The organism is Streptomyces sp. GQFP (assembly GCF_021545335.1).
Classification (GTDB): domain Bacteria; phylum Actinomycetota; class Actinomycetes; order Streptomycetales; family Streptomycetaceae; genus Streptomyces.
In genome coordinates, this window is the sequence record NZ_CP089312.1 from 8,096,275 (window position 1) to 8,122,869 (window position 26,595).

Below are 26,595 nucleotides of genomic sequence, written 5' to 3' on the forward strand. Positions count from 1 at the left end.
TGCCCGTCGTACGTCCCTTGCGTGCCTGCACGGACGGTCGCCCCGGACGGCACGATGACTTTGAGACATGTGCGGCACGCGGGGGTACGGCACACGGGGGTACGACGGGCAGGGCGGCGGGAGCGCGACAGTGATCCACGAGGTGGACGAGGTCCTCAAGGGGCTGCTCGGCGGGGGTGCCCTGGCCGGATCCGGCATCGACGTCTTCTTCGACGCCCCGACCCGTGACTGGGCCGCCCGGCGCAACGGTCCCGCGATCAACGCCTACTTGTACGACATCCGCGAGGACGTCGCCCGCCGCCAGCGCGGCACCGTCTCCGTCCGCGACGAACGCGACGTGATCGTCCGGCGTCGTCAACCGCCCCGCTGGTTCCGGCTGTCGTATCTCGTCACCGCCTGGACCAAGCAGCCCCAGGACGAACACCGGCTGCTGTCCGCCGTGTTGACCAACCTGCTGCCCCGCGAGCTGCTCCCGGCCAGCGAACTGCCCGGAGCCCTCGGTGAGTTGGGACTGTCCGTGCCGCTCACCGTGTCCGGGACCCAGACGGAGTCCCGGTCCCTGGCCGAGATCTGGTCCGCCCTCGGCGGCGAACTCAAGCCGTCCCTCGACCTCGTGGTCACGGCCCCCTTCCCGGGCTTCCCCGAGTACGACGCCGGACCCCCGGTCACGGAGGGCGCCGCCGTCCGCGTCCGCGCGATCGACGGCTCCCTGGAGGACTCGCCCGAACGCACCCATCAGCCACGGCACTTGGAGAAGGCACGCGCCGAGCGGGCGGAGACCCGTACTCCGTGACGGTCGGCGCCCCCACTCTCGTACCCGCCGCAGGGCTGCTCGCCCGCCTCTCCCAACTGCGCGCCCAGGCAGCCCAGTTGGTCGAGCAGCGCAGCGCCGACGACCCGACGGCCGGTGATCCGCTGCGCGGGCTGTATCTGTCGGAGGAGGCGATACGACACCTGCTCCGGCGGCCCGCCACTCAGCCACCCGGAAGCAGCCTGCCCACGGTCGACGGCGACGACCCACTCGCACGTCTCGCCTCCCGCCTCGGCCTCGTAGCCCTGGACGTCCACATCATCCTCGCCGCCCTCGCTCCCGAACTCGACCGTTCCTTCGAGCCCCTGTACGGCTATCTCAACGACGACGTGGGCCGCCGCCGGGCCACCACCGGGCTCGCCCTCGACCTGTGCGGACTCCCCGTGCACGAACCGGCAGCCAGGGCCCGCTTCCACCCCTCGGCGCCCCTGACCGCACTCGGCCTCCTGGTCGTCGAGGAACCCGAACGCCCCTTCCCCAGCCGCTCGTTGCGCGTCCCCGACCGGGTCGCCGCCCACCTCCTCGGCGACGACACCCTGGACGCGGCCCTCACCGGCCACGTACGCCCCCTCGCACCGAACACCTCGTACGCGACCGACTTCACGGACAAGCTGGCCGCACTGCTGACCGCGAAGGCGTCCCCCGCCCCGCCGCCCACGGTCTACCTGCGCGAGCACCGCGAGGGCGACGGCCTGGCCTGCGTCACGGCGGCCCTGCGCACCGCCGGACTCGACGCGCTGCACTTCTCCGGCCCCGACGAGCGCATCCCCGACCTCCTCCGCGAGGCCCGGCTCAGCGAGCGGGTCGTGGTCGTGTCACCCCTGTCGGACCAACCCGCCGCCCTAGTACGGGCGTTGACCGCCCCGGACGTATCGGACGTACCCGTACTCCTCACCGGCTCCCGCCCGTACGACCCCCAGTGGTCCGAGGACGACCCACTGGTCCTGGAGGCACCGAGGCAGCGCGCGGGGCAGGTGAACACGTGGGGGGACGCGCTGAGTCGGCATCCGAGCCCCGCTGACCTGGCCCGTGATGAACCAGCGGACCTGGGCTTCGACCTGGCCGCCACCGTCGCCCCCTACCGCCTCGGTGTCGACCACATCGCCCGTGCCGCCCGCGCCGCGCAGCGGCTTGCCGGGTTTGATGGGACCCCGCTCAGCGCCGCGCATCTGCGGCTGGCCGCTCGGCAGCAGTCGGCGTCCGGGCTTGAGCGGCATGCTCGGCGTATCCGGCCCGATGTGGGGTGGGAGGATCTCGTTCTTCCCGGCAAACCGCTCGCCCAGCTCCACGAACTCGCCCTGCGGGCCCGTCATCGCGACCAGGTCCTCGGAGAGTGGCGGCTCAGCGCGGGCGGGGGCCGGGGACGGGGTGTGCTCGGGCTGTTCGCGGGGGAGTCCGGGACCGGGAAGACGCTGTCCGCCGAGGTCGTCGCCGCCGAACTGGGGCTGGATCTCTATGTGGTTCAGCTGTCGTCGATCGTCGACAAGTACGTCGGCGAGACCGAGAAGAACCTGGAACGGATCTTCACCGAGGCCGACCGTACCGACGCCGTGCTCCTCTTCGACGAGGCCGACGCTGTCTTCGGGAAGCGTTCCGAGGTCAAGGACGCGCACGACAAGTACGCCAACATGGAGAGCGCGTATCTGCTCCAGCGGCTGGAGTCCTTCGACGGGATCGCGCTGCTCACCACCAACCTGCGCGCCAACATCGACGAGGCGTTCACCCGCCGCCTCGACCTCGTCGTCGACTTCCCCTTCCCGGACCCCGGCCAGCGTCTCGCCCTGTGGCGGCACAGCCTCGCCCGGGTGCCCTGCGCCCCCGGCACCGACCCCGCACGGGTCGCCGGCGCCTTCGAACTGGCCGGCGGCTCCATCCGCAGCGCCGTCGTCACGGCCGCCTACTCCGCCGCCGGACGCGGTGAACCGGTCACGACGGCGGACCTGGTGGAGGGCGCGGAACGGGAGTATCGGAAGGCAGGGCGGCTGGTGCCGGGCGAGGGGTCCTGGTAGCTCCGGCTCCCGGAGCTACCAGGACCCTCACCCGCCCCCCCCAAAAAAGGGACCAAAGGCCCAACTACCCCTACCTACTCCACCCGCCACTTCTGGTTCGCCGTGCCCGAGCACGTCCACAGCTGCAGCTTGGTCCCGTCGGCGGTGCCCTGGTCCTTGGCGTCCACGCACTTGTCGGCCTGCGGATTCACCAGGTCGCCCGCCGTGCTCAGCACGAACTGCTGGGCCGGGTTGCCGCTGCACCGCGCGAGCTGGATCGCCGCCCCGTCGTCCCGCGAACCGAACGCCACATCCATGCACATGCCGAGCGAGCGGACCGTACCGTCGTCCCGGAAGTCCCACTTCTGGTTGGCCGTGCCCGCGCACTCCCACAGCTGAAGTCCGGTGCCGTCCTTGCCCTTGCCGTTCTGCGCGTCGGTGACGTCGACACAGCGGTTGGAGGCCCGGCCGATGATCAGGGACCCCACGACAACGGCGGCCGTCTCCTTCGGAGTTGCCTGGGTGTCCGGCTTCGTACTCGTGCCCGACCCCGCCGACCCGGATCCGGATCCGGAGCCCGACCCGGAGCCGCTCCCGCTCCCACTTCCGCTCCCCGATCCCTGCTCCTGCCCGGGCGCCGCCACCTCGGGCAGCGGCGCGGCCGACACGGTCGACTGCACCGACGGCGCGACCGGAGCGGACGCACTGGCACTGGGCGGCGGGAGCGTGTTCGCGGCGCCGGTCTCCGTCAACTCTGTTGCCTTGGTGGTGAATTGGGGTTTGTAGGAGATCCAGAGCATCACGAAGGTGATGGCGAGGGCGAGGGCGACGCCGAGGAAGGTGGCCAACCAGCGGGGGAGGAAGCCGCGTTGTACGTATGTGCCGTCGACGTCGATCGGGACGGCTCCGGAGCGTTGTACGGCCAGCTTGTACGGTCGGTCTTCCTTGCTGCCGAACCAGATGATCTGGCGGGGTTTGAGGCGTGCGTCGACGAACACGGCTCGTCCCGGCTCGACTTGGACGCTGCCGGGGTGGATGTCGTACGAGAGGTTGTCGCCGTTGTCGCTTCCGCTGATCGACGCGGTGAGCTTGGTGTTGCCGAGGTTGTCGACGGCCAGCTTGGGGCGGCCCCGGAAACGGCCCTTGACCGTGGGCGGGACGAGTTCGGCCCGTATCTCCGTGAAGGGGGTGATCGTCAGATTGCCCTCGGGGACGGTCGTCGCCTCCGGGTTCGTGGTGGGCGTGATGCGGATCGCGTACGGGTTCGGGCCCGCTGTCGCGTCCGGCGTACGGGGCGGCGCGAAGGTCAGGTCGACCGTGCCCGTCGTACCCGGATACAGCCGTAGCGTCTGTGGCTCGACCGTCGTCCAGGGGGCGATGTCGCCCACCGGTTCGAAGCGGTATTCGTCGACGACGTCACCGGTGTTGCGCAGGCGTAAGCGCACCGTGGTGCGGTCACCCGGGTCCACGGTCGCGGAGGCGGGTTCGAGAGAGGTCCACAGCATCACCCACCGAGCCTAGGATCCCGGCCACCAGGACGTCAGGAAGCCTTCGGGCACGATCGCTGCCCGAAGGACCCCCTGACGAGACCCTGATGACTCCCCGCCGTGCCCCTGAGAGGCACGGCCCGGCTCACACGGTGAAGCGGACCGCCTCCAGCTGCTTGTGCTGCTCCATGTTGCTCCCGATGTACTTCCAGCCGCCGGCGTCGGTGCACACCACACCCAGCCAACCGCCGTCCTGCACATGGGGGTTGCCGCAGACGCTGCCGTCGAAGACCTGGATGGTGAAGCCCTGCAGGGGCTCGTCCGCCTCCTTGGTGCTGCCGAGGTAGTTGTCGATCCCGTCAACCGCCTTCGTCCACTTGGTGCCCTCCCAGTTCTTGTACTGCCAGGCACCGTTGCCGGCCGTCCCCTTGGTGCCGGACACGGCGATGTTGAGGGCCTTGATCGGCAGGTCCTTGCCCGTGGTGCCGGCCTCGGCGCCGTCGCACACCGGCTCCTGCCAGCCCTGGTCGGCGACATACGCGCGGTAGCAGATGTGCCGGCCCGCACTGCGCGCGGCCAGCTGCGTCACCGCCGTGGCGGCGGTCACCTCCGGCGCCTTCGTCTCCTTCGGCGTGCCCCCGCCCCCGCCGTCGCCGTCGCCGCTCCCGCCTCCGGCGGCCGGGGTCTCCGACGCCTGCGGGGGCGCGCTCACGACGGGGTCCTGGGCGGGCTCCTGGCTGGGCGCCACGGGCGGCGCCGTGGCCACGGCCGTGGGACTGGGTGGAGGGAGCGTGTTGGCGGAGCCCACCTCCGTCAACTCTGTTGCTTTGGTGGTGAATTGGGGTTTGTAGGAGATCCAGAGCATCACGAAGGTGATCGCGAGTGCGAGGAAGATCCCGAGGAAGGTGGCCAACCAGCGGGGCAGGAAGCCGCGTTGTACGTACGTCCCGTCGACGTCGATCGGGACGGCTCCGGAGCGTTGCACGGCCAGCGTGTATGGCCGGTCTTCCTTGCTGCCGAACCAGATGATCTGGCGGGGTTTGAGGCGTGCGTCGACGAACACCGCGCGCCCCGGCTCGACTTGGACGCTGCCCGGGTGGATGTCGTACGACAGATTGTCGCCGTTGTCGCTGCCGCTGATCGACGCGGTGAGCTTGGTGTTGCCCAGGTTGTCGACGGCCAGCTTCGGGCGGCCTCGGAAACGGCCCTTGACCGTGGGCGGGACGAGTTCGGCCCGTACCTCCGTGAAGGCGGTGATCGTCAGGTTGCCCTCGGGGACGGTCGTCGCCTCCGGGTGCTCGGTGGGGGTGATCCGGATGGCGTACGGGTTCGGGCCCGCCGTCGCGTCCGGGGTGCGGGGCGGCGCGAAGGTGAGGTCCACCGTGCCCGTCGTACCGGGGAAGAGGCGGAGCGTCTGCGGCTCCACCCTCGTCCAGGGGGCGATGTCGCCCACCGGTTCGAAGCGGTACTCGTCGACGACGTCGCCGGTGTTGCGCAGGCGCAGCCGGACGGTCGTACTGCCGCCGGGGTCGACGGTCGCGGAGGAGGGCTCCAGGGAAGTCCAAAGGCTCACTGGGTTGTTCACGTCCCGGTTTTGTAGGTGATCTTTGCCGCCGAGAGGTCGACCGTGTTGGGGATCATCGCCTGGGGCCGCAGCAGGGCATGGAAGAGGAAGTCCATGAGGTCGGCACCGCTCATGTCCTTCATACGGTTCGCCAGGGGCGGGTTGGACACCTCGAAGCGCGTGATCTCGACCACCGCCCGGTCCACCAGACCGGGGATGATGTCGGCGCCCGCGAGGATGTTCTTGTGGAGGAGTTCGGGGTGTTTGACGACCTTCTCCGGGCCGTAGACCATCTGGTTGGCCGAGTCCGTGACCGCGAACTGCCGGGCCAGTGTGTGTGCTTGCCGTGATTCGGTGTCCTGGATGCCCCGGAAGGCCTCCAGCGAGTTCATGAAGTCCTCTTCGCCGGGCTGGGCCTTCTCGAACGCGCGCACCGGCACGTGCTTGTCGGTGGCGTCCTTCGACTTGGAGCTGACGGGCAGGTGCGGCGTCCGGGGGTCCGCGACCAGCTGGGGATAGTCGCGCTGGACGAAGTCGCTCAGCATGATCCAGCCCTGGCTCAGCAGCCCGGACTCCTCCAGCCCCAGCTCGATCCGGGCCTCGTCCTTGCCCTCGCCCTCCTGCCCCTCGGCGAAGCGGGACTTGCGGCCCGTGGTCCCCGGGTGCTCGATGTAGAAGAAGACGAAGCCGTCGTTGCCGAGCATCAACTTGTCGACGTTCATGGTGTTGTGCTGCTTCAGCGGCTCCAGCCCCTGGTCGGCCCGCTCCTTGTCGAGCGTGGTCCTGGACTTGAGACGCTGGTCGCCGGAGTCGTTGATCGAGTCGATCCGCGCCTTGGGGGAGTAGTGGGCGACCACGGACTGCCGTAACTGGGCCTCCAGCTTGGCCGATACGTCCCGTACCCAGGCCCGGCTCCGGTCGCCGATCTCCTTCTTCAGGTCCCCGCGGTTCAGCTCGGACATCTCCCGGACGTAACTGAAGCCCTCCGTGGCGAAGTTGACCGTCGACTCCGGGAACTGCGCGTCCTTCCACAGGGTTCCGCGGTCGGTCATGTCCTTGTAGGGGGCGCCGGGGGCGCCGCTCATCCCGCTGTCGTGTTCGTTCTGCCGGGCCACGATGTCCAACTCGGCCCGGACGGCCTGCAGTACGTCCTCCAGGTACGTGTCGTCCACGGGCCGCCCCTGGCCGACCAGAGGCCCGGCGAAGGTCTGGATCTCGACCAGCTTCCCCATGCACCACTCCGGGCCGCGCCGGCTGGAGTTGTCGTACTCCGCGACGAGCGCCCTCACCGGTGCCGTCACCTGATTGACGGGCGGGGGCCCCTTCTTCAGCCAGGCGGTGAGCTTCCCGCCGGCCGACTGCTCCGGCGCGGGCTCCGCGGTGGTGACCCGCCCGCCCACCTTCTCCTGTCCCTTGCGCTGCACCGCGAGGCCCGGTGACGAGGCGGCGGCGCCCGAGCCGGGGGCCGTTGCCCGCCGCTGAACCGGGGCCGGCCCGCTCATCACCTTCCGCGCCGTGTCCTCCGCCTGCCGTTCCGCCCAGTCCCCGGGGTCGGAGACACGCAGCCCGGAGCCGTCGTCCGTGCCGGGGACGGCACCCCGGCTCTGCTGCACCACGTGCTGCAACTCATGGGCCAGGGTGTGCTTGTCCTGGCCGTCCCACACCACATGGGACCCGGACGTGTAGGCCTTGGCCCCGATCTCCGCCGCCGACCGCTGGGCCACGGCGTCGGTGTGCACCCGTACCCCGCTGAAGTCCTCCCCGCCGTACCGGCCCTCCATCTCGGCCCGCAGCGACGTGTCCAGCGGACGGCCCGCGGAGCGCAACACCTCGTGCACGGTGGACCGTTGGACATCCCGCCGGGAATCGGGCGAGCGCTGTACGTCCGTGCTGTGGCCGCAGCTGCCGTCGTGCTCGTGACGTTCCTCGGCGACGGCCCGCGCCACGGCGGCGTTGCCCGCCAGGCGTTGGAGCGTCAGCAGCCGCTGGGCGGCGGAGCCCCCGGCCGACAGGTGTGCCGGCCCCCCGGCCGACAGGTGTGCCGGACTGTTCCGGGCCGACAGGTGCGCGGGAGTCGGCGGGGCCGCCCGTCGGGCCCTCTCGGGGCCGGCGCCACCGCCGGCCCGCGTGTCCTGTGCGCGCACGCTGCTCCTCTTCCCCGCTCCCCGACGCTCCACGACCGGTGGATCTCCCAGCCTTACCGGCGCGGGCAGGTCGGCGGGAGAGTCGCAGGGGCAAACGTAGGGGCAGGGTGCACGGGGCCCGGGAGCCAAAGGGCGTGCGAGCTGCCCTTGTGGGCAAGGGAGTTGCCCCGTGACAGGTACCGCAGGCCGTTCCGGTGGACGGATCGCGCGCGTGAAGCTGGCAGACGTCCTGTCTCGTACCCCGAGGAGATCAGAGCATGCCGTCCTACCTGTCGCCCGGCGTATACGTCGAGGAGGTGGCCAGCGGCTCGCGTCCGATCGAGGGAGTGGGCACCTCGGTCGCCGCCTTTGTCGGACTCGCGCCGACCGGCCCGCTGAACGAGCCGACGCTGGTGACCAACTGGACGCAGTATGTCGCTGCCTTCGGTGACTTCACCGACGGCTACTACCTCGCCCACAGCGTCTACGGCTTCTTCAACAACGGCGGCTCGGCCGCGTACGTCGTCCGCGTCGGGGGTGCGCCCGGTGGATCGGCCGGCGGCTCCACGCCCGCCAAGTCCCTTGCGGGCGCGGCCGATCGGGCCGCGCTGCCGGCCGGTGAGCCGAAGCAGCTCGGCACCTTCAGCGTGACCGCGATCGCGGGCGGCTCGCTGAGCGTCGAGGTCGCCGACCCGGAGGGCGAGGGCCCCGCCGAGCGGTTCAAGCTGATCGTCAAGGACGGCGACAAGCCCGTCGAGACGTTCGACGTGACCGCCAAGAAGGGCGGCCGCAACTACGTCGTCACGCAGGTGAAGGAGCGCTCCAAGCTCATCACCGTGACGGAGTCGGCGCCCGCCGCGCAGCTCGCCCGCCCCGACAACCAGACCGTGGCGCTCGCCGCCCCGGCCGCCCCCGCCCCGGTCGTCCCGGCGGCGGCCGAGGACGAGGCCGCGCACGCGGGCCCCGCCGAGTACCTCGGCGACTCCGCCGACCGCACCGGCTTCGGCGGCCTGGAGGCCGTCGACGAGATCTCGATGGTCGCGGTGCCCGACCTGATGGCGGCCTACCAGCGCGGCGCGATCGACCTGGAGGCGGTGAAGGCGGTCCAGCTCGGTCTGATCGCCCACTGCGAGCTGATGGGCGACCGCGTCGCCGTCATCGACCCGCCGCCCGGTCTGAACGCCCGTCAGATCCGCGTCTGGCGCCAGGAGACGGCCGGCTACGACTCCAAGTACGCGGCCCTGTACTACCCCTGGATCAAGGCCTTCGACCCGGCCACCGGCCAGGCCCGCATGATCCCGCCGAGCGGCCACATCGCCGGCATCTGGGCCCGCAACGACTCCGAGCGCGGTGTGCACAAGGCGCCCGCCAACGAGGTCGTACGCGGCGCGGTGGACCTGGAGATCCAGATCACCCGGGGCGAGCAGGACCTCCTCAACCCCATCGGCGTCAACTGCATCCGCGCCTTCCCCGGCCGGGGCATCCGCGTCTGGGGCGCCCGCACGATGTCCTCCGACCCGGCGTGGCGCTACCTCAACGTGCGGCGCTACTTCAACTACCTGGAGGAGTCGATCCTGATCGGCACCCAGTGGGTGGTCTTCGAGCCGAACGACCACCAGCTGTGGGCCCGGATCCGGCGCAACGTCTCCGCGTTCCTCGTCAACGAGTGGCGCAGCGGCGCGCTCTTCGGCCAGCGGCCGGAGGAGGCGTACTACGTCAAGTGCGACGAGGAGACCAACCCGCCGGAGTCGGTCGACCTCGGCCGCGTCGTCTGCGAGATCGGCATCGCGCCGGTCAAGCCCGCCGAGTTCGTGATCTTCCGGCTGGCCCAGTTCTCGGGCGGCAGCGGGGAGTTGGAGGAGTAGGCCTCCCCTCTGGCTTTGCGCGTGCCTGTCGTGATCGTCAAGTACCCCAGACCTACCGAGAATCAAGAGAGTTAAGAGAGCCAGATGAGTCTCCAGCCGGGTGACGCCCTCACCTCACACAATTTCGGCCTGCAGATCGACGGCGTGATGGTCGAGTATCTCGCCGAGGTCAGCGGCCTCAGCATCGAGCAGGACGTCATCGAGTACCAGCAGGTCTCCGCCCAGGGCAAGCCCGTCACCAAGAAGCTGCCGGGCGTGAAGAAGGCGGGCACCTGCACGGTCGTCCGCGGTATGACCCAGTCCTCGGCCTTCAACCAGTGGATCACCGAGTCGGTCGCCGGTCAGATGGGCACGGCCCGCAAGAACGCCACGATCATGGTGATGGACTACCAGAACAACCCGGTCAAGCGTTACAACATGCGCAACGCCTGGTGCAGCAAGATCGACACCAGCACGGTGAAGGCCGGCGAGGCGTCCGCGCTGCAGGAGACGGTCACGATCACGTTCGAAGAACTGGTCATCGAGTAATGCGTCGTACGGCACCCAGGCCGGCCGGGGCGGCGCTCGCCGACCCCGGTCCGGCCTCCCTCGGGGCGGAGGCGGCACCACCGGCGACGGAGGTCGCCGCCACCCCCCAACGGCTGCGCACCGAGTTCGAGTTCGAGCTGCCGCGCGGATACGTCGACGAGGCCGGCACGGTGCACCGCGACGGTGTGATGCGGCTGGCCACGGCCCGGGACGAGCTGATCCCCCTGCGGGACATGCGCGTCCAGGAGAACCCGGCGTATCTGTCGGTGGTCCTGCTCGGCCGGGTCATCACCCGGCTCGGCTCGCTGCCGCTCGTCCACGACGGCGTGGTGGAGAACATGTTCGCCTCCGACCTCGCCTTCCTCCAGGACTTCTACCGGCAGATCAACGCCGAGGGACACACCCGCGCCGGGGTGACCTGCCCGCACTGCGAGCAGCCCTTCGAGGTCGAACTCGGCGGGAGCCGCCTGGGGGAATCGTGACGTACGCGACCGACCGGCTGTACGAGGAGATCGCGTACGTCGCCTACCACTTCCACTGGAGCATGGACGAGATCCTCGACCTCGAACACCGCGACCGGCGCCGTTACACGGACCAGATCGCGGCCCTCGTCACGCGCGCCGCGGGCGAGGGGTGAGGCGTGGGCATCGTCGGGCGGTTGAGGTCACGTCGTCGGGGGGCCGCAAGTTCCCTCCCTGATACGCAAGTTGATACGGAAGTTGATGGGGGAGTTGACGGCGGGAGCGAGTCCGGGACCGAGGGCGTTTCGTCCGGTTCCGGGGCTCGTGTTCCGTCGGCCGGGTGGTCCGCGCTGCCGCCGATCCAGCGCGCGACCACCGTCGGCCGCCCGGGGGTCGCCGACGCGGGGTTCGCCGCCCGGCTCACGACCTGGCAGAACCCCTCCTTCACCGGAACCCTCTCCCACGCCGTCCTCGACGACGCGCCGAGCGGCCTGGTGAAGGGGGCGCTCGTCGAGTCGCGGGGTCCGGGCACGGGGCTTGAACTGCCTTCACTGTCACTGCCGTTGGCGATGGCGGAGGAGGAGGGCGCTCCTGGTGGGGCGGCGGGTACTACCTCCGTTCAGCGGGTGAGTTTTCCGGGGGTGGTCGCTCGGGCGGCGGGGCCTCGGGTTGTGCCGGTGGTGGGGCGTTCGGGGGGCGGGCCGTCGCCTTCGGGGGCGGGGGCGTCCTCCGGCGCGGGCTCGACTGCGGCTCCGGCTCCGGTTCCGGCTGCTGGTGATGGGGCGCCGGTTGTCGGGCAACGGCCCGTTGCGAGGGCTGTGCCGGTTGTCCAACGGCGTCCGGCCGCCGGGGCGGTGCCTGTTGCCGGTAGGGGGTCTTCTGCGGGTGCGGTTTCTGGTCCGGGGGTGGCTGGAGAGGCTGGTGCGGGTACGGCCGGTTCCGGTGCCGTGCCTTCGTCCGTGGCCGGTGGTGTGCCGCTGACCAGGGTTTCCGGTCCTCCGGTGGCGCAGCGGAGGAGCCTGCCGGTGGCGAGGAAGCAGGCCGCGGGGACTCCTACGGGGATTTCTGGCGGCAGTACGGGTGCTGGTGCTCCGGAGGTTCCGGTCGCCGTTCCCGTGTCTCGGGGTGTCGTCCCGGGGGCTTCGGCCGGCGTCTCGACCTCTGCGGACTCGGTTGCGCTTCCGTCGGGGCCGGGTGTCACCTCGACGGCCACAGCCGCTTCTCCTGTACGTCCGACTGCGGCTTCCCCGGGTTCGGGCGCCGCGTCGGTTCAGTTGACCCCCGGTGCGCCGGGGGCGGCGGCTGCCGCGTCGGCGCGGCCGGTCGATGCTCCGGCTGCGGTGCAGAGGTCCGCTGCTTCGGCGGGGCCGGCGACCACTTCCCCTGGCCCGGTGCCCGGCACCGGGCCGGTGGCGTCAGCTGCCGCTGCGGGGCGTCCCGCAGTGACGTCGTCGGGTCCGGCGCCCGCCGCCACGGCGTCGAGCGCGGCCGTTGTACAGACATCGACCGGCTCGACGGCATCAACCGGCGCTCCAGCAAGGCCGGTTGACGCACCCCTGGTATCTCGGGGTTCCGCGCCGAACTCCCGGGTGCCTGTGCCGGTTGCACCGCCGGTGGTGCAGAGGGACACGGAGCCGGCGGGGCCAACGGCTGCCCCGGTACGCCCGGTCGCCGCACCGCCAAGCCCCGGATCCGCCTCTTCGGGAACGTCGACGACCCCTGCCGTCGCACGGGGCATCGCACCAGCACGCCCCGTCGTCGCCACGCCTGCGAGCCCAACTGCCGGGCCTCCGGGACTGGTTGGGCCCTCTGCGGCATCCAACTCGGCCCCTGTGGGATCGAACCCGACTCCTGTGCAACGGGCCGCCGCCTCGACGGGGTCGGCGATCACCCCTGCGATCCCGGTCGCCACTTCCCCGACCCCGACCCCGACCCCGACCCCGGCGTCCGGCACCCCGATTCGACAGACGTCCTCTGCCGACGTGGTCGCACGAGCCGCCACCCCTGCCTCCTCGTTGCCGGTCACGCCCTCTGCGGCCCAGGCCGCGACCCCCGCGCCCTCGGTCGCCTTTTCCGCACCCCCGGCCCCGGCGTCCGGCACGCCGGTTCAACAGGTGTCCTCTGTCGACGTTGGCACGCGAGCCGCCAACCCGGCCTCGGCGATGCCGGTCACCGCTCCCGCGCCTCAGGCCCCGGCGTCCGGCACGCCGGTTCAACTGGCGTCCTCTGCCGAGGTTGGCACGCGAGCCGCCAACCCGGCCTCGGCGATGCCGGTCACCGCTCCCGCGCCCCCGGCCCCGGCGTCCGGCACGCCGGTTCAACAGGCGTCCTCTGCCGAGGTTGGCACGCGAGCCGCCAACCCGGCCTCGGCGATGCCGGTCACCGCTCCCGCGCCCCCGGCCCCGGCGGTCGGCACCCCGGTCCGGCAGGCGCCCCTTGCCAACACCATGCGGGCCGCCAACTCGCCCTCCCCGGCGCGCACTTCCGCAGCCCGGACAACAGACCCCACAGCACCCAGTACCCAGCGCGTTGCCGCCCCCGGCAGCACCCGCGGCGCACCCCCGGCTTCAGCCCAGGCGCAGGCACCGCGCACCACCGCCCCCGCGAACCCGGCGGCGACCCCCACCCCGGTTCCGCACCCCCAGACCAGGCCCCTGGCCGGACTGGCCGCCCCGATCCAGCGAACCCCCGCGGCCGAGACCCGGAGCGCGGCCCAGCCCACGCCCACCACCCCAGCACCGCCCGCGCCCCGCCGCCGTACCTCCCTGGGCGCACCGCTCTCCGCACCGCCCGCGGACGCGACCCCCTTGGCGAGGCGTGTCCATCCGACGGCCCCCGGCATCCCCGGATCCAGCGTCGGCGCCCCCGCGATACCGATGCGGACATCGACACCGGTACCGATGCGAACATCGACACCGGTACCGATGCCCGTACCCGGAACGCCCGTTCAGCGCGCCGTCACCACACTTCCGGCACCCTCAACTCCCTCACTGGCCAAGGGAGTTGAAGCACCCAGCACCATCAAGGCACCCACGCCGACCTTCCCCACCCCGAACGAACCCCCCGCACATCCCGTACCGCCAGTACCCCCGGCAGCCCCCACCCGCCACGCCGCCGTACCCCCAGTACGCCCCGCCCCACCCCGAATCCAGCGCGCCCTCTCCTCCGCCCACCCCCTGACCACAACGGTCCCCGTGCCATCCCCCGTCGCGACAGGAACCCCGCAGGCCCTCCCCGTCGCCCCCAAGGCCGTACCCCTGAGGCGCCCCGCAGCCACCACCGCACCCACCACCGCACCCACCCCCGGGCACCCGACCGCCACCCCCGCCGCGACAGGCACCCCCCGGGCCCTCCCCGTCGCCCCCAAGGCCGTACTCCTGAGGCGCCCCGCACCCACCACTGCACCCACCCCCGGGCATCCGACAGCCACCCCCCTCGGACACGCCCCCGTGCCCCTGCCGCCGCCCCCGGTCGCGCACGGCACCGCCGGCGCCAGTACCCCCGTACAGCGCACGCACCCCACGCCCCCGGCCCCGCCGCGCCCGCCGATCACGAACAGCGCGCCCGCAGCGGCCCCCGTACCCGCAGCCGTCCGCATCCAGCGCAGGGCCGCACCCCGAAACACCCCCAAGACACCACCGCCCCCGCCACCCACAGCCCGAACCCAGTCCCAGAGCCAGTCCCAGTCCCAGTCCCAGACCCAGTCGGGGGCAAAGCCCCCGCCCCCCTTCGACGCGAAGGACCTGGACGACCACCAGCTCGACGAACTCACCCACCGGCTGATCGACAGGGTCACCCGCAAGGTCCGTACCGAACTGCGTCTCGACCGTGAGCGCATCGGGAAGCTGCGCGACCCCCGTCACTGACTGACTGACACGCACCTCCCTCAACTCCCGCCGACGACAAGCCCGTTGAAAGGCCCCCATGTCCACCGATACCGACCCGGGCTCCACGATCTTCTTCACCCTCACCATCGACGGCGAGAGCCTCGGTTACTTCAACGGGTGCGAGGGCCTGTCGTCCGCGGTGGAGATCGAGCACCACCAGGAGGGCGGCAACAACGGGTTCGTGTGGGCGCTTCCGTCGCGGGTGACGTTCTCGAACATCCGGCTGACCCGGCCGCTGACGCCGGACACCTCCAAGGTCGCCGCCTGGATCTCCAGTGTGACCACGGGAGTTACCCGGCCCACCGCCCAGATCGCCGCGCTGCGCGCCGACGGTTCGGAGGTGGCGCGCTGGGGGCTGATCGACGTACTGCCCGTGAGCTGGCAGGGCCCCTCCCTGGACCCCGCGAACCCGAGCGTGGCCACGGAGGTCCTGGAGATCACCCACCACGGCTTCACGGACTGAGCGAGCGGACGGGAAGAGGCAGGAACCACATGGCTAAGGGAAGCAAGGGTGGCAAGGGCGGTGCCGGGAAGAGCCTGGTGCGGGCCACGTTGGCCATTCACGAGCCGCCGATCGGCTACAGCACCACACCCGGCGGGCTCATCAAGAACTTCAGCTTCGACTTCAACCCCTCCCAGCTGTCGCTCAGTCGGCGCGCCCAGTGGAAGACCACTCCCACCGCGGCCGTCCGGGACGGCTCGCTGCCGGAGTTCCTGGGGCCGTTGCCGCGCGAGATGACCGTCGAGATCTTCCTCGACTCCTCCGACGAGCCGAGCAGCAACAGCGTGCTGAAGAAGGTCGAGGCGCTGTTCTCGTGCTGTGAGACGACCGCGAAGAGCATCGCCGCGAATCAGTCGTCGACGCCGTGGGTCGTGTTCGAGTGGGGGTCGTTCTCCACCGCCCGGTTCACCGCGTACGTCAGTTCCGTGGACGCCACCTACACCCTCTTCGGGACTACCGGTGTGCCCATCCGGGCCACCTGCCAGGTGCATCTGCACGAGATTCCCAGCCAGACCAAGGGGCAGAACCCGACCTCGGGCGCGCTCACCGCGCAGCGCGTGCACCGGGTCGTCGCCGGGGACTCCTTGCAGTCGCTGGCCTGGCGGGAGTACGGGGACGCGAGCGCCTGGCGGGCCATCGCCCAGCTGAACGGCATCGACGACCCGAACCGGCTGCCGAACGGGCTCGAACTCATCCTGCCGGCCGCCGAGGAGGTGGGCGCCTGATGGTCCAGATCGCCTTCTCCAGCCTCATGAGCGTCAAGATCGGGGGCGCCAAGCTGCCCGACGACATCGCCTCCCTGCTTGTCGGTGGGTGGGTCGATCTGGGCGCGGGTGTGCCCGGGGCCTTCCGGCTGACCTTCCGCGACCCCTACCACCTCGTCCTCGGCAAGCTCGGCGTCGACTTCGGAACTCCCGTCGTCCTGGCGCCCGTTGCCGCCGGGAAGGGCGCCGCGGACCCGCTGATCACGGGCGAGGTCACCGGTATGGAGACCGACTACGACGGCACCGGCACCTTCACCGTGATCCGTGGCTACGACCCCGGGCACCGGCTGATGCGGCAGCGCAGAGTCGCCGCATACCGCAACCAGACCGCCTCCGACATCGCCCGAAAGGTCGTCGCCACGGCGGGAGTTCAGGTCGGGAAGATCCAGGCCACCAAGACCGTCTACGAGTTCATCAGCCAGGCCAACATCACCGACTGGGACTTTCTCGCGCGGCTCGCCGACGAGAACGAGATGGTCATGTCCCTTGACCAGAAAGGGAAGTTCCAGTTTCTTACACCCGATCCGGCGTCCGGAGCGCCGCCGGTCAGCACCCCGGGTGAGAAGAGCCCGTTCGTGCTGGAGGCCGGTACGGACGTCCTGCGCTGCCGGGCCGCCGTCACCTCCGCCGACCAGATCGCCAAGGTCGAGGCGCGCGGCTGGGACGTGACGACGAAGAAGAAGCTCACCGCGACCTCGCCCGCCGCCACCACCCCGCTCATCGGCATCGGCACCACCCCGAAGAAGGCCTCCGCGCCCTTCAAGGCGGGCGTGCTCGTCGAGACCGACACGCCCTACGACCGTCAGTCCGAGGTCAAGTTCGCGGCCGGCGCCCTCGCCGACGACGTCACCTCCTCCTTCGCCGAGCTGGAGGTCACCGTGCGGGGGAACCCGAAACTGCGACCCGGGGTTCCGGTGACCCTGGCCGACGTCGGCAAGCCCTTCGAGGGCAAGTACACCTGCACCTCCGTACGGCACGTCTTCGGCGACGGCGACCACTACGAGACCCTCGTGACGGTCAGCGGACGCCAGTGGCGCTCCCTGTTCGGCCTCGCCTCCGGCGGCGCCGCGACCACCGCACCCCGGCTGCCCGGCGTGGCCAACGCGCTGGTCACGGACGTACAGGACCCCCTGAAACAGGGGCGGGTGAAGCTTCAGTTCCCGTGGCTGGACGACGCGTACGTGAGTGACTGGACGCGAGTTGTACAGATGGGCGGGAAAGGTGGCGGCGGGATCTTTCCGCTCGATGTCGGTGACGAGGTGCTGGTCGCCTTCGATCGAGGGGCACTTGACCATCCCTTCGTCGTCGGCGGGCTCTACAACGGGCGGGACAAGCCGACCGTCGTCAAGGACGTGTGGCTGCACGACCCGCTCAAGAAGAAGGCCATCCGGCACACCCTGTCCGACCGGGAAGGCAACCGGGTCGACCTGCTCAGCCAGCAGACCGGCGCCCGAAAGCAGGGCGTGCGCATCGCCAGTGGCAACGACCGGCTGACCATCAATCTCGACCGCACCAAGACCGAGATCACCGTGGACAGCAAGGGAGCCGTCAGCATCAGCGGTGGTACCTCGGTGTCCGTGGAGGCCGGTACCGATCTGACGCTGAGCGCCCGCCGGGCCATCAACATCAGGAGCGGCGGCATCCTCAACCTCCAGGGCCGCGGCATCGTCAGTCTCAAGTCGCTCGGCGGCGCGGTCAACGTGGACGCGCTCGGCGCCCTCAGCCTCAAGGCGGCCGGCGCCGCGACCATCAGTACGGCCGGCACGGTACAGATCAACTCCGTTGCCAACGTGGGTATTCGGGCCGTCTCCCTCATGCTCAACGGCCTGGTGATGGTCAACAACAAGCCGTATCCGATCCCGTAAGGGCCGCGACCGATTCAGTGAGGCAGGTGGGCCGGAAATGGCCGAGCAGTTCGTCGGTTCCGGGTGGGCGTTCCCGTTGCGTATCGGGCCCACCGGGGGCATCGCCCTCGTCAGCGGGGAGCGGGAGGTCGAGGAGGCCATCCGGCTCGTCCTCGCGACCGCGCCCGGGGAACGCCCGATGCGGCCCGAATTCGGCTGCGCCATCCATGACTTGGTGTTCGCGCCGGTCAACGAGGCCACCGCCGGGCGGATCCAGCACGAGGTGTACTCCAGCCTCGACCGCTGGGAGCCGCGCATCGAGGTCGACGACGTCGAGGTCACCGCCGGTGCCGAACAGGGCGTGCTGTTCATCGACGTCCGCTACTCGATCCGGGGCACCAACAACCCGCGCAGCCTTGTCTTCCCCTTCTACGTCATCCCCTCCCACGAGGAGCCCGACGCGTCCGGTGACTCAGGTGGCCCCGGTGGCCCCGGTGGCTTCGGTGGCTCCGGCGATCTGGGCAACTCCTTTGAAAGCGACCGCTGATCACCGATGGCCCTGCCTTCCCCGAACCTTGACGACCGCCGCTTCCAGCAGTTCGTCGACGACGCCAAGCGTTACATCCAGCAGCGCGCCCCGGAGTGGACCGACCACAACGTCTCCGACCCCGGCGTCACCCTCGTGGAGACGGTCGCGCACATGGCGGACCAGATCGTCTACCGCCTCAACCGCGTCCCGGAGAAGAACCATCTCGCCTTCCTCGACCTCGTCGGCATCACCCTCTTCCCGCCCTCGGCGGCCCGCACGGACGTGACGTTCTGGTTGTCGGCGCCCCAGGAGGAGACCGTGCTGCTGCCGTCGGGCACCGAGGCGGCCACGCTCCGCACCGAGAGCGAGGAGGCCGTCGTCTTCGCCACGGAACGCGAACTCGCCATCGTGCCCTGCGAGTTGGGACACCTGGTCGTGCAGAACAACGGCGTGCCCGTCGCCGACCGGACCGCCGACCTCACCGAGGGCAAGGACGTGCTGTGCTTCGCCGAGGCCCCGAGCCCCGGCGACTGCATGCTGTTCGGGCTCAGCGCGGCCGTACCGCACTGCGCGATCGCCCTCGACCTCGACAGCCGCGTCGACGGCGTCGGCGTCGACCCGCGCCAGCCGCCGCTGCTGTGGGAGGCGTGGACCGAGGACGGCTGGGTGGCCTGCGAGGTCGACCGCGACGGCACCGGCGGCCTCAACCGCCCCGGCGAGGTCATCCTGCACATCCCCGGCGGCCACACCCTCTCCCGCACCGGCGGCCGGGAGGCCGGCTGGCTGCGCTGCCGGGTCACCGACCCCCTCAAGAACCAGCCTTTTTACACCACTTCACCCACCATCCGCTCGGCCGAGGCCTTCACCATGGGCGGCACCACCCGCGCCATCCACGCCGACACCGTGTACGACGAGGCCCTCGGCGAGTCCACAGGCCTGCCCGGCCAACGCCTCCGCCTGGCCAACGCGCCCGTCGTCGGCGACGACCCGCCCCTGCTCCTCCAGTCCGCCGCAGGACCGGAAGGCTGGACGGACTGGCAGGTCGTCCCGCACTTCTCCGCCTCCGCCCCCGACGACCGCCATCTCACCCTCGACGCCGCGACCGGCGAGATCGCCTTCGGCCCCGCCGTCCGCGAACCCGACGGCACCCTGCGCCAGTACGGAGCCGTCCCGCCCAAGGGCGCGGTCCTGCGCGCCCGCCGCTACCGCACCGGCGGCGGCAGAGCCGGCAACGTCGCCCGGGGCGCGGTCCAGGTGCTGCGCAGCTCGATCCCGTACGTCTCCGAGGTGATCAACCGGGAGGCCGCGCGGGGCGGGGTCGACGGCGAGACCGTCGAGGAGGCGAAGGTCCGGGCGCCGATCACCCTGCGCGCCCAGGAACGTGCGGTCACGCTCCGGGACTACGAGGAGCTGGCCCGCCGAGCCGCCCCGGAGACCGCCCGCATCACCTGCCTGGAGGGGGAGGAGGGCGAGCACGGGGCGTACGCGGTACGGGTGTTGGTGGTACCGCAGGCGGTCCCCGACCCCGGCGGACGCCTGCGCTTCGAACAACTCGTCCCGGGTGATGCGTTGTTGCAGCGCATCACCCGCCACCTCGACGAACGACGCCTGATCGGGACGCGGTTGGCGGTCGGCCCGCCCTTCTACCAGGGCGTCACGGTGGTCGCGACCGTGCACGCCTTCCGGGGCGTCGACACGGACCGTGTACGGCGGCAGGCGCACGACGCCCTCTACCGCCACCTCGACCCGCTCACCGGGGGCACCGACGGCAAGGGCTGGCCCTTCGGACGTCCCGTGCAGTCCGGCGAGGTCTTCGCGGTCCTGCAGCGCGTACCCGGAGTCGAGCTGGTCGACGAGGTGCAGCTGCACCCGGCCGACCCGCTCACCGGCAAGCGCGGCGAGGCGACGAACCGGATCGATCTCGCCCCGCCGTCCCTGGTGTTCTCCTTCGATCACCGGGTGCGTGTGATCGGGGACGGCGCATGAGCACAGCCAACCAGCGCTCGGGGAGGACCCGTTGAGAGGCTCCATCGACGGACTCGGCTCCTCCGCGCCCATCGGCGCGATGCTCCCGGCGGTCTTCGCCGACGACGACCTGGCGCAACGCTTCGTCGGCGGCCTGGACGACGTCATCGCCCCGATCCACAACGCCCTGGACTGCATGGACTCCTACTTCACGCCGTCCCTGGCCCCGCTCGACTTCACCACCTGGCTCGGCGGCTGGGTCGGCGCCGAGATCGACGGCACCGAACCGGAGGACCGGCTGCGCGCGGCCGTCGCCGCCGCCGCGTATCTGCACCGGATACGTGGCACCGTACGAGGCCTGTCCGAGGCCGTACGGCTCGCCTTCGGCGTGACCCCGGAGATCACCGAGAGCGGCGCCGCCACCTGGCACGCCCGCCCCCTCGGCCCCGTCCCCGGCGACCCCCGCCCCCATCTGCGGGTCACCCTGCGGCTGCCCGACCCGACACCCGCGGACGAACACCGGCTCGACAGCCTCGTGGCCGCGGCCCGACCCGCCCACATGCCCTACACGGTCAAGGTGACCGCCGCCGAAAGGACCCCGGAAAGATGACCAGCCAGAGCTGCGCCGAATGCGGAACACGGGCGGAGCCCGGCCAGTCCTTCTGCGACGCCTGCGGGGCGGTGCTGAGCTGGTCGGAGCGGGAGAACGCGCCCCGGGGTGGCGCCGATCCGGTAGCCGTGCCGGCGGGGGAGTCCGCGGGCACGGCGGGCGCGGCGGGCGTGGCGGGTACGGCGGGTACGCGTCGTGAGGAGGCCCGGTCGGCGAGCGGCGGGGCGTCCACGGCCCCCGCACCCGGTCGGGACGCGTTCTTCAGCCCGGGGCCCGGTGACGCCGGGGCACCTCGTAGGGAGCCGGCCCGGGCGGAGGAAGAGTCGGAGAGGGCGGACGAGCGGCTGGAGCGGCTGGGCGAACGGCTGGAGAGATTGGACGAGCGGTTGGATCAGCGGCTTGGTGAACGCCCGGACGGGCGGCCGGAGCGGCTGGATGAACGGCTGGATCAGCGGCTCGGCGAAGGCCAGGACGGGCGGCCGGAGGGTCTGGAGGGCGCCGATGACGACACCCTGCCTCAGCCTGCGGTGCCTGCGGTGCCTGCTGAGCCCGTTGGGGGCCCTGTCCCCGGTCCGGACTCTTCGGACGACACCGCCGCCCGTGTCAGGTCTCTCCTCGTGCCGGTGTCCGACCCCGAACCCCGGGCCGTCCCGGAGCCGTCCGTCGCGCCGGTGCTGCCCGGTCGCCCGGTCGCCGACCGGCCGCAGGTCCGGGCCCCGGGCCGGGATCCCGGCGTACAGGGCGGCCTGCCGTGCCCCTGGTGCGCCACGCCGAACATGCCCGACCGGCACTTCTGCGTGCGCTGCGCCATGCCCATGTCGGGCCATGGCCCCGACCAGCCCGCTCTGCGGCGGCCGTGGTGGCGCCGGCTGCTCGACCTGCGCAACGGTGAGACGCCGTGGGCGGGGGACCGTCCGCGCCTGCGCCGGGGCTTCGGGCGCGTCCTGAACTGGGTGGTCGGCGCGCTGGTGCTGACCCTGGTGATCGTGGCGATCATGAACGTCGGCGACGCGGTGAACGGCGTACGCGACCACTTCGCCAAGCGGGCGCCGGTGGACCCGGACAAGGTGACCGCCTCGCGCTCCTACCCGGGGCACAAGCCCGAACTGCTCTTCGACAAGCGGAGCAACACCTGGTGGGGGCCCGGGGTCGCCCAGTCGGGCGAGGGGGAGTGGATCGAGGTGCGCTTCACCGAGCCGACCCGGCTGCTGAACGTCATGATCACTCCGGGTGTCTCGGCGCGTGCCGAGACGATCACCGAGTCGGCGCTGCCGAAGCGGATCGATGCGGAGATCACCATGGCTGACGGGACGAAGACGACGCGTGTCCTTACGCTCGACCAGGGCGCGGGGCCGCAGAGCCGGGCGTTCCGGGTGGGGTCGGTGACTGCGGTGCGGTTCGTACTCCGTTCCGCGCATGCGGCGTCCGCCGAGAAGCAGGTGGCCATCGCGGAGATCGAGTTCTTCGGGCGGTCGAACGCGAGCGCGTCGTAGGGTTTTCGCCCCCGCCGCCCCTACCCGTCCCATCCCTGGGGGCTGCGCCCCCAGACCCCCGCTATCGGCCTGAACGGCCTCGTCCTCAAACGCCGGACGGGCTGGATATCTCAGCCGCTTGGGGGTCCCCCCTCTGGGGGAGTTTGAGGAGCGGGGGTTCGGGGGCGGAGCCCCCGAGGACGAATGACCCTTCGGGTGGCGGCCGCCCGACCGCGGTGCCAGTCTGGCCCGCATGACGATTCAGACCGCCAAGCTCAGCGACCCGGCCGTCCGGGCCTTCGTCAGCGCCGTGAACGCCCACGACCGCGAGGCCTTCCAGGCCGTCCTGGCCCCGGACGCGACCATGTCCGACGACGGCTCGGACCGTGACCTCGCCGACTGGACCGAGCGCGAGATCTTCTCCTCCCACGGCCACATGGACGTAGCCAACGAGTCCAGGGGAGGCCGCGTCCTCGTCGCCAACTACAGCAACGACACCTGGGGCGAGATGCGCACCAAGTGGACCTTCACGGTCGACGACGGCCGCATCCTGCGCTTCGAGACGGGCCAGGCCTGACACCCGTACGCCCACCCCCTTGCGCTGAAGTGGACTCCAACCCCTAACGTCTCCAGGCATGGAGATCACGGAGACCTTCGCGCACCCCCGCACCCTCGGCCGCACCGGCATAGAGGTCAGCCCCCTCGGCTTCGGCTGCTGGGCCATCGGCGGTGAGTGGGCCGCGCCCGACGGACAGCCCCTCGGCTGGGGCAAGGTCGACGACGACGAGTCCGTACGGGCGGTCCGGCGCGCCCTCGACCTCGGCGTCACCTTCTTCGACACGGCCGACGTCTACGGCACCGGCCACAGCGAGCGCGTCCTCGGCCGGGCCCTCGGCAAGCACCGTACGGACGTCGTGGTCGCCACCAAGTGGGGCAACCTCTTCGACGAGCGGACGCGCATAGCCGACGGCCAGGACGACAGCCCCGAGTACGTCCGCCGCGCCCTCACCGCCTCCCTCGCCCGCCTCGGCACCGACTACGTCGACCTGTACCAACTTCACCTGTCCGAGGGCGACTTGGACGCGGCAGCCCAACTCCGGGACGTCTGCGAGGAGTTGGTGGCCGAGGGGCTCATCCGCGCCTACGCCTGGAGCACCGACGACCCGGCCCGCGCCGCCCTCTTCGCCCAGGGCCCGCACTGCGCCGCCGTACAGCACTGCCTCAACGTCATACAGGACGCCCCCGAAATGCTCGCACTCTGCGAGGGGTTGGGGCTCGCCAGCATCAACCGCAGCCCGCTGGCCATGGGGTTGCTGACGGGCAAGCGGACCGCAGGCCAGACCCTGGAGGCCGGGGACATCCGCAACGCACCGCCCGCCTGGCTCCCGGGCTTCACCCCCGGCACAGGCGCCGACCCGGACTGGCTGGCCCAGGTCGACGGACTCCGCTCAATCCTCACCAGCAACAACCGCACCCTCGCCCAGGGCGCCCTGGCCTGGCTCTGGGCCCGCAGCCCCCACACCATCCCCATCCCCGGCTTCCGCTCAGTGGCACAGGCAGAGGAAAACGCCGCCGCAATGCAGAAAGGGCCGCTCACCCCAGGCCAGCTGACTGAGATCAACCAACTATTGGAACGGTGAGCGACCCAACCTGCTTTTAGGGGCGCGGGGCTGTGTCTATATGCGGCTCCGCCGCGAGGGCGCGACAAGCCCCCACCGGCCCCGCAGCCAAAGAACTACCTAACTGACGTACTGATCCTGCTCAGTAACAGTCAACTGACCCGCCTTGATGGTCGCCACCCGCGGAGCCCGACGCGCAATCGACGAGTCATGCGTAACCATGATGAACGTCAACCCATGCTCCCGCCACAACCCTTCCAGCAGCGCCATGATGTCGTCCCGCGTCCCCTCGTCGAGGTTCCCCGTGGGCTCGTCCGCGAGCAACACCTTCGGCTTCTTCACCAGCGCCCGCGCGATGGCGACGCGCTGCTGCTGACCACCGGACAGCTCGGTCGGCGCGTGGGACAGCCGGTCCCCGAGACCGACCGAGCTCAGCGCCTCGGCCGCCCGCTCGCGCCGCTCGGCGGGCTTCACGCCGAGCGGTACGAGGGCCGTCTCGACGTTCTCCTGCGCGGTGAGCGTCGGGATGAGGTTGAACGCCTGGAAGATGATGCCGATCTTCTCGGCGCGCAGCCGGGTCAGCTTGGCCTCGCTGATCGAGCCGAGGTCGGCACCGTCCAGCTCGACACTGCCCTCGGTCGGCCGGTCCAGGCCGCCGATCATCTGCAGGAGGGTGGACTTGCCGCCGCCGGTGGGACCCTGGATGACGAGCTGGTCGCCGTCCTCGATGACGAGGTCGATGCCGCGCAGCGCCTCCACCGTCTCCTTGCCCCGCGTGTATCTCTTGGTGACACCGGTGAGCTTGTACATGAACGACTCCGTGACGTACGGGAATTGGGCGAGTTGGGGGAGTTGGGGGAGTTGGGGAGTTGTGAAGCGGGGCAGGGGTTACGACACGCTGCGCAGCGCGTCCGCGGGCCGCATCCGGGATGCCCGCCAGCCGCCCATCGCCCCGGCGATCAGACCACCGGTGATGGCGAGGCCCGCCGCGAGCGCGATCGTGGTGAGGGAGACCGGCGCCGAGAGGGCGATCTCCATCGTGTTGGCCGCGGACTGCTGACCCGGGCCGCCACCGCCACCGGGGCCGCCACCCATGCCGCCACCGCCGCCGCCCGTGTTGCCGAGCTGCGCGGTCAGCTTCGGGCTGACCGCGGTCACCGCGTACGCCGCCGCGAGGCCGAGGCCGATGCCGAGCACGCCGCCGATCAGACCGTTCACGACGGACTCGCCGACGACCTGCCGGGTCACCTTGCGCGAGGGCCAGCCCAGCGCCTTCAGCGTGCCGAACTCACGTACCCGGCGGGACACGGCCGAGGAGGTGAGCAGCGCGGCCACCAGGAACGCCGCCGCGAGGACCGCGATGGACAGCCACTTGCCGACGCTGGTCGCGAGGTTGGAGGCCGTGGAGAGGGAGCCGGAGACGGTCTCCGCGAGGTCGGCGGAGGTCGTGACGGTCGTACCCGAGATGTTCTTCTGGATCGTCGACTTGACGGTGTCGATCTGCTTCGAGTCGGTCGCCTGGACGTAGATCGTGCTGACCAGGTTCGCGGAGTCGCCGAGGGTCTGCGCCTGCTTGAGCGGCAGGTAGACGTCGGTCGTGGACTCGCTGCTCTCGGGCGTCGCGATGCCGATGATCGTGTACTTCGTACCGGAGATCGTGAGGGTCTTGCCGACCGTGTACTTGTTCTCCTTGGCGTACGACTTGCTGAGCACCGCGACCTTCGCGTTGGCCTGCGCCGTCGTGAACGTCTTGCCGCTGGTGATCGTCGTGGTGGCCAGCGGGCCCAGCTCCTGGTTCGTCACGTCGATGCCCATGACGGAGTAGGAGTTGACGTCGAACGAGGCGCCGCCACCCTGCACCTGCGGCGGAGCGGTGCTGCCGGAGTTGCCGCCCTGGCCGCCGCCGGGGCCGCCCTGCTGGCCGGAGGACGAGGAACCCGACGACGACGAGGTGTCGGTCTGCGCCTCGCCCTGGGTGAAGGAGCCGTCGACCTTGGTGACGTTGAGGCTCAGCGCGCCCACCGCCGCCGAGACGCCCTTCTGGTCGGCGACCTTGGTGACCAGCGCCGACTTCAGGGTCTGTCCGCCCTGGGTCGTCACGCGGTCGCTGCTCTGGGTGTCGTCCGAGTCGTTCGAGCTGGCGTCGAACTCGAAGTTCGGTCTGTCCGACTGGTTGTTGCCGGTCGGTGCCGTCCTGGCCTTGGTGACCGTCATGTCGGTGCCGAGGCCGTAGAGCGACTGCAGGACCTTTTCCTGTGCCTGCTGCATGCCGGCCGACACCGAGTTGACGGTGATGACCAGCGCGATACCGAGCGCCAGACCCATGGCGATGACCAGAGCCGCCTTCTTGCGCCGGCTCAGCTCGCGCTTGAGATAGATGCCAAACATCCCGTTCCTCAAAAGGTTCTTGGCGCCCCATGTGGGCGCTGCCACAAGCTAGGGACGAACCTTTGTGGAGAACTGGGTAATTGATGTGGGGGGACTGAGAAATCGGGGCCGAAACACTCACGAACAATTAAGGCGCGCGGCCCGTTTTCCGTGGTGTTCATGTGCCCGAGCACACGACAGCCGCCCCA

At 70.9% G+C, this 26,595-nt stretch carries 23 protein-coding genes; 16 read left to right on the plus strand and 7 right to left on the minus strand.

The features are described from left to right. Nucleotides 1-130 precede the first annotated feature (130 nt). Nucleotides 131-793, plus strand: a complete 663-nt coding sequence (locus tag LUX31_RS36460; protein ID WP_235480186.1) for a DUF4255 domain-containing protein — start codon at nt 131-133, stop codon at nt 791-793. Then, complete coding sequence (locus LUX31_RS36465; RefSeq protein ID WP_235479572.1) at nt 790-2,820, plus strand: ATP-binding protein; 2,031 nt, start codon at nt 790-792, stop codon at nt 2,818-2,820. Before LUX31_RS36460 ends, LUX31_RS36465 begins: the two co-directional genes overlap by 4 nt. A 74-nt stretch (nt 2,821-2,894) precedes the next feature. Here LUX31_RS36465 and LUX31_RS36470 read toward each other — a convergent pair whose 3' ends face one another. From LUX31_RS36470 to LUX31_RS36480, 3 genes are all read right to left on the minus strand, one after another. Further along, nucleotides 2,895-4,304 (minus strand): ricin-type beta-trefoil lectin domain protein, encoded by a 1,410-nt coding sequence (locus LUX31_RS36470; protein ID WP_443046034.1) that lies wholly within the window; start codon nt 4,302-4,304, stop codon nt 2,895-2,897. A gap of 127 nt (nt 4,305-4,431) precedes the next feature. Beyond that, nucleotides 4,432-5,859, minus strand: coding sequence for a hydrolase (locus LUX31_RS36475; protein WP_235479574.1), 1,428 nt, complete (start codon nt 5,857-5,859; stop codon nt 4,432-4,434). An 8-nt stretch (nt 5,860-5,867) separates the two neighbouring features. Next, nucleotides 5,868-7,994, minus strand: a complete 2,127-nt coding sequence (locus LUX31_RS36480) for an eCIS core domain-containing protein (RefSeq protein ID WP_235479575.1) — start codon at nt 7,992-7,994, stop codon at nt 5,868-5,870. Nucleotides 7,995-8,251: 257 nt separating this feature from the next. On the opposite strand from LUX31_RS36480, the gene LUX31_RS36485 reads away from it, so the two are divergent. The 4 genes from LUX31_RS36485 (at nt 8,252) to LUX31_RS36500 (ending at nt 11,003) form a co-directional block, all read left to right on the plus strand. Beyond that, nucleotides 8,252-9,838 carry a phage tail sheath subtilisin-like domain-containing protein gene (locus tag LUX31_RS36485; RefSeq protein WP_235479576.1) on the plus strand — a complete coding sequence of 529 codons (1,587 nt, stop codon included), beginning with the start codon at nt 8,252-8,254 and terminating at the stop codon, nt 9,836-9,838. 84 nt (nt 9,839-9,922) lie between these two features. Beyond that, a complete protein-coding gene (locus LUX31_RS36490; protein WP_235479577.1) occupies nt 9,923-10,366 on the plus strand; it encodes a phage tail protein in 444 nt (147 codons plus the stop codon). Then, nucleotides 10,366-10,848 (plus strand): hypothetical protein, encoded by a 483-nt coding sequence (locus LUX31_RS36495; RefSeq protein ID WP_235479578.1) that lies wholly within the window; start codon nt 10,366-10,368, stop codon nt 10,846-10,848. The genes LUX31_RS36490 and LUX31_RS36495 overlap by 1 nt, the downstream gene beginning before the upstream one ends. Then, nucleotides 10,845-11,003, plus strand: a complete 159-nt coding sequence (locus LUX31_RS36500) for a DUF6760 family protein (RefSeq protein WP_235479579.1) — start codon at nt 10,845-10,847, stop codon at nt 11,001-11,003. Before LUX31_RS36495 ends, LUX31_RS36500 begins: the two co-directional genes overlap by 4 nt. Before the next feature lie 1,094 nt (nt 11,004-12,097). On the opposite strand, the gene LUX31_RS36505 is transcribed toward LUX31_RS36500, so the two are convergent. Together LUX31_RS36505 and LUX31_RS36510 are read right to left on the minus strand one after the other, a co-directional pair. Beyond that, a complete protein-coding gene (locus LUX31_RS36505) occupies nt 12,098-12,928 on the minus strand; it encodes a hypothetical protein (protein WP_235479580.1) in 831 nt (276 codons plus the stop codon). 216 nt (nt 12,929-13,144) lie between these two features. Then, complete coding sequence (locus LUX31_RS36510) at nt 13,145-13,669, minus strand: hypothetical protein (RefSeq protein WP_235479581.1); 525 nt, start codon at nt 13,667-13,669, stop codon at nt 13,145-13,147. A gap of 352 nt (nt 13,670-14,021) precedes the next feature. Here LUX31_RS36510 and LUX31_RS36515 point away from each other — a divergent pair, with 352 nt between their 5' ends. The 10 genes from LUX31_RS36515 (at nt 14,022) to LUX31_RS36560 (ending at nt 24,040) form a co-directional block, all read left to right on the plus strand. After that, on the plus strand, nt 14,022-14,693 hold the full coding sequence (locus tag LUX31_RS36515) for an extensin (RefSeq protein ID WP_235479582.1): 672 nt from the start codon (nt 14,022-14,024) through the stop codon (nt 14,691-14,693). A 58-nt stretch (nt 14,694-14,751) separates the two neighbouring features. After that, nucleotides 14,752-15,177, plus strand: coding sequence for a phage tail protein (locus LUX31_RS36520; protein WP_235479583.1), 426 nt, complete (start codon nt 14,752-14,754; stop codon nt 15,175-15,177). 29 nt (nt 15,178-15,206) lie between these two features. Beyond that, entirely contained in the window at nt 15,207-15,941 is a 735-nt protein-coding gene (locus LUX31_RS36525; protein ID WP_235479584.1) for a CIS tube protein, read from the plus strand. Then, nucleotides 15,941-17,845, plus strand: coding sequence for a VgrG-related protein (locus LUX31_RS36530; protein WP_235479585.1), 1,905 nt, complete (start codon nt 15,941-15,943; stop codon nt 17,843-17,845). The genes LUX31_RS36525 and LUX31_RS36530 overlap by 1 nt, the downstream gene beginning before the upstream one ends. A gap of 37 nt (nt 17,846-17,882) precedes the next feature. Then, nucleotides 17,883-18,371, plus strand: a complete 489-nt coding sequence (locus LUX31_RS36535; RefSeq protein ID WP_235479586.1) for a GPW/gp25 family protein — start codon at nt 17,883-17,885, stop codon at nt 18,369-18,371. Nucleotides 18,372-18,377: 6 nt separating this feature from the next. Further along, entirely contained in the window at nt 18,378-20,339 is a 1,962-nt protein-coding gene (locus tag LUX31_RS36540) for a putative baseplate assembly protein (RefSeq protein ID WP_235479587.1), read from the plus strand. A 31-nt stretch (nt 20,340-20,370) separates the two neighbouring features. Then, complete coding sequence (locus LUX31_RS36545) at nt 20,371-20,928, plus strand: phage tail protein (RefSeq protein WP_235479588.1); 558 nt, start codon at nt 20,371-20,373, stop codon at nt 20,926-20,928. Further along, entirely contained in the window at nt 20,925-22,421 is a 1,497-nt protein-coding gene (locus LUX31_RS36550) for an NADase-type glycan-binding domain-containing protein (protein ID WP_235479589.1), read from the plus strand. The genes LUX31_RS36545 and LUX31_RS36550 overlap by 4 nt, the downstream gene beginning before the upstream one ends. Before the next feature lie 232 nt (nt 22,422-22,653). Then, a complete protein-coding gene (locus tag LUX31_RS36555) occupies nt 22,654-22,977 on the plus strand; it encodes a nuclear transport factor 2 family protein (protein ID WP_235479590.1) in 324 nt (107 codons plus the stop codon). Nucleotides 22,978-23,035: 58 nt separating this feature from the next. Then, nucleotides 23,036-24,040 (plus strand): aldo/keto reductase, encoded by a 1,005-nt coding sequence (locus tag LUX31_RS36560; protein WP_235479591.1) that lies wholly within the window; start codon nt 23,036-23,038, stop codon nt 24,038-24,040. Nucleotides 24,041-24,139: 99 nt separating this feature from the next. On the opposite strand, the gene LUX31_RS36565 is transcribed toward LUX31_RS36560, so the two are convergent. Together LUX31_RS36565 and LUX31_RS36570 are read right to left on the minus strand one after the other, a co-directional pair. After that, nucleotides 24,140-24,829, minus strand: a complete 690-nt coding sequence (locus LUX31_RS36565; RefSeq protein ID WP_235479592.1) for an ABC transporter ATP-binding protein — start codon at nt 24,827-24,829, stop codon at nt 24,140-24,142. Nucleotides 24,830-24,907: 78 nt separating this feature from the next. Beyond that, complete coding sequence (locus tag LUX31_RS36570) at nt 24,908-26,407, minus strand: ABC transporter permease (protein ID WP_235479593.1); 1,500 nt, start codon at nt 26,405-26,407, stop codon at nt 24,908-24,910. Nucleotides 26,408-26,595 lie beyond the last annotated feature (188 nt).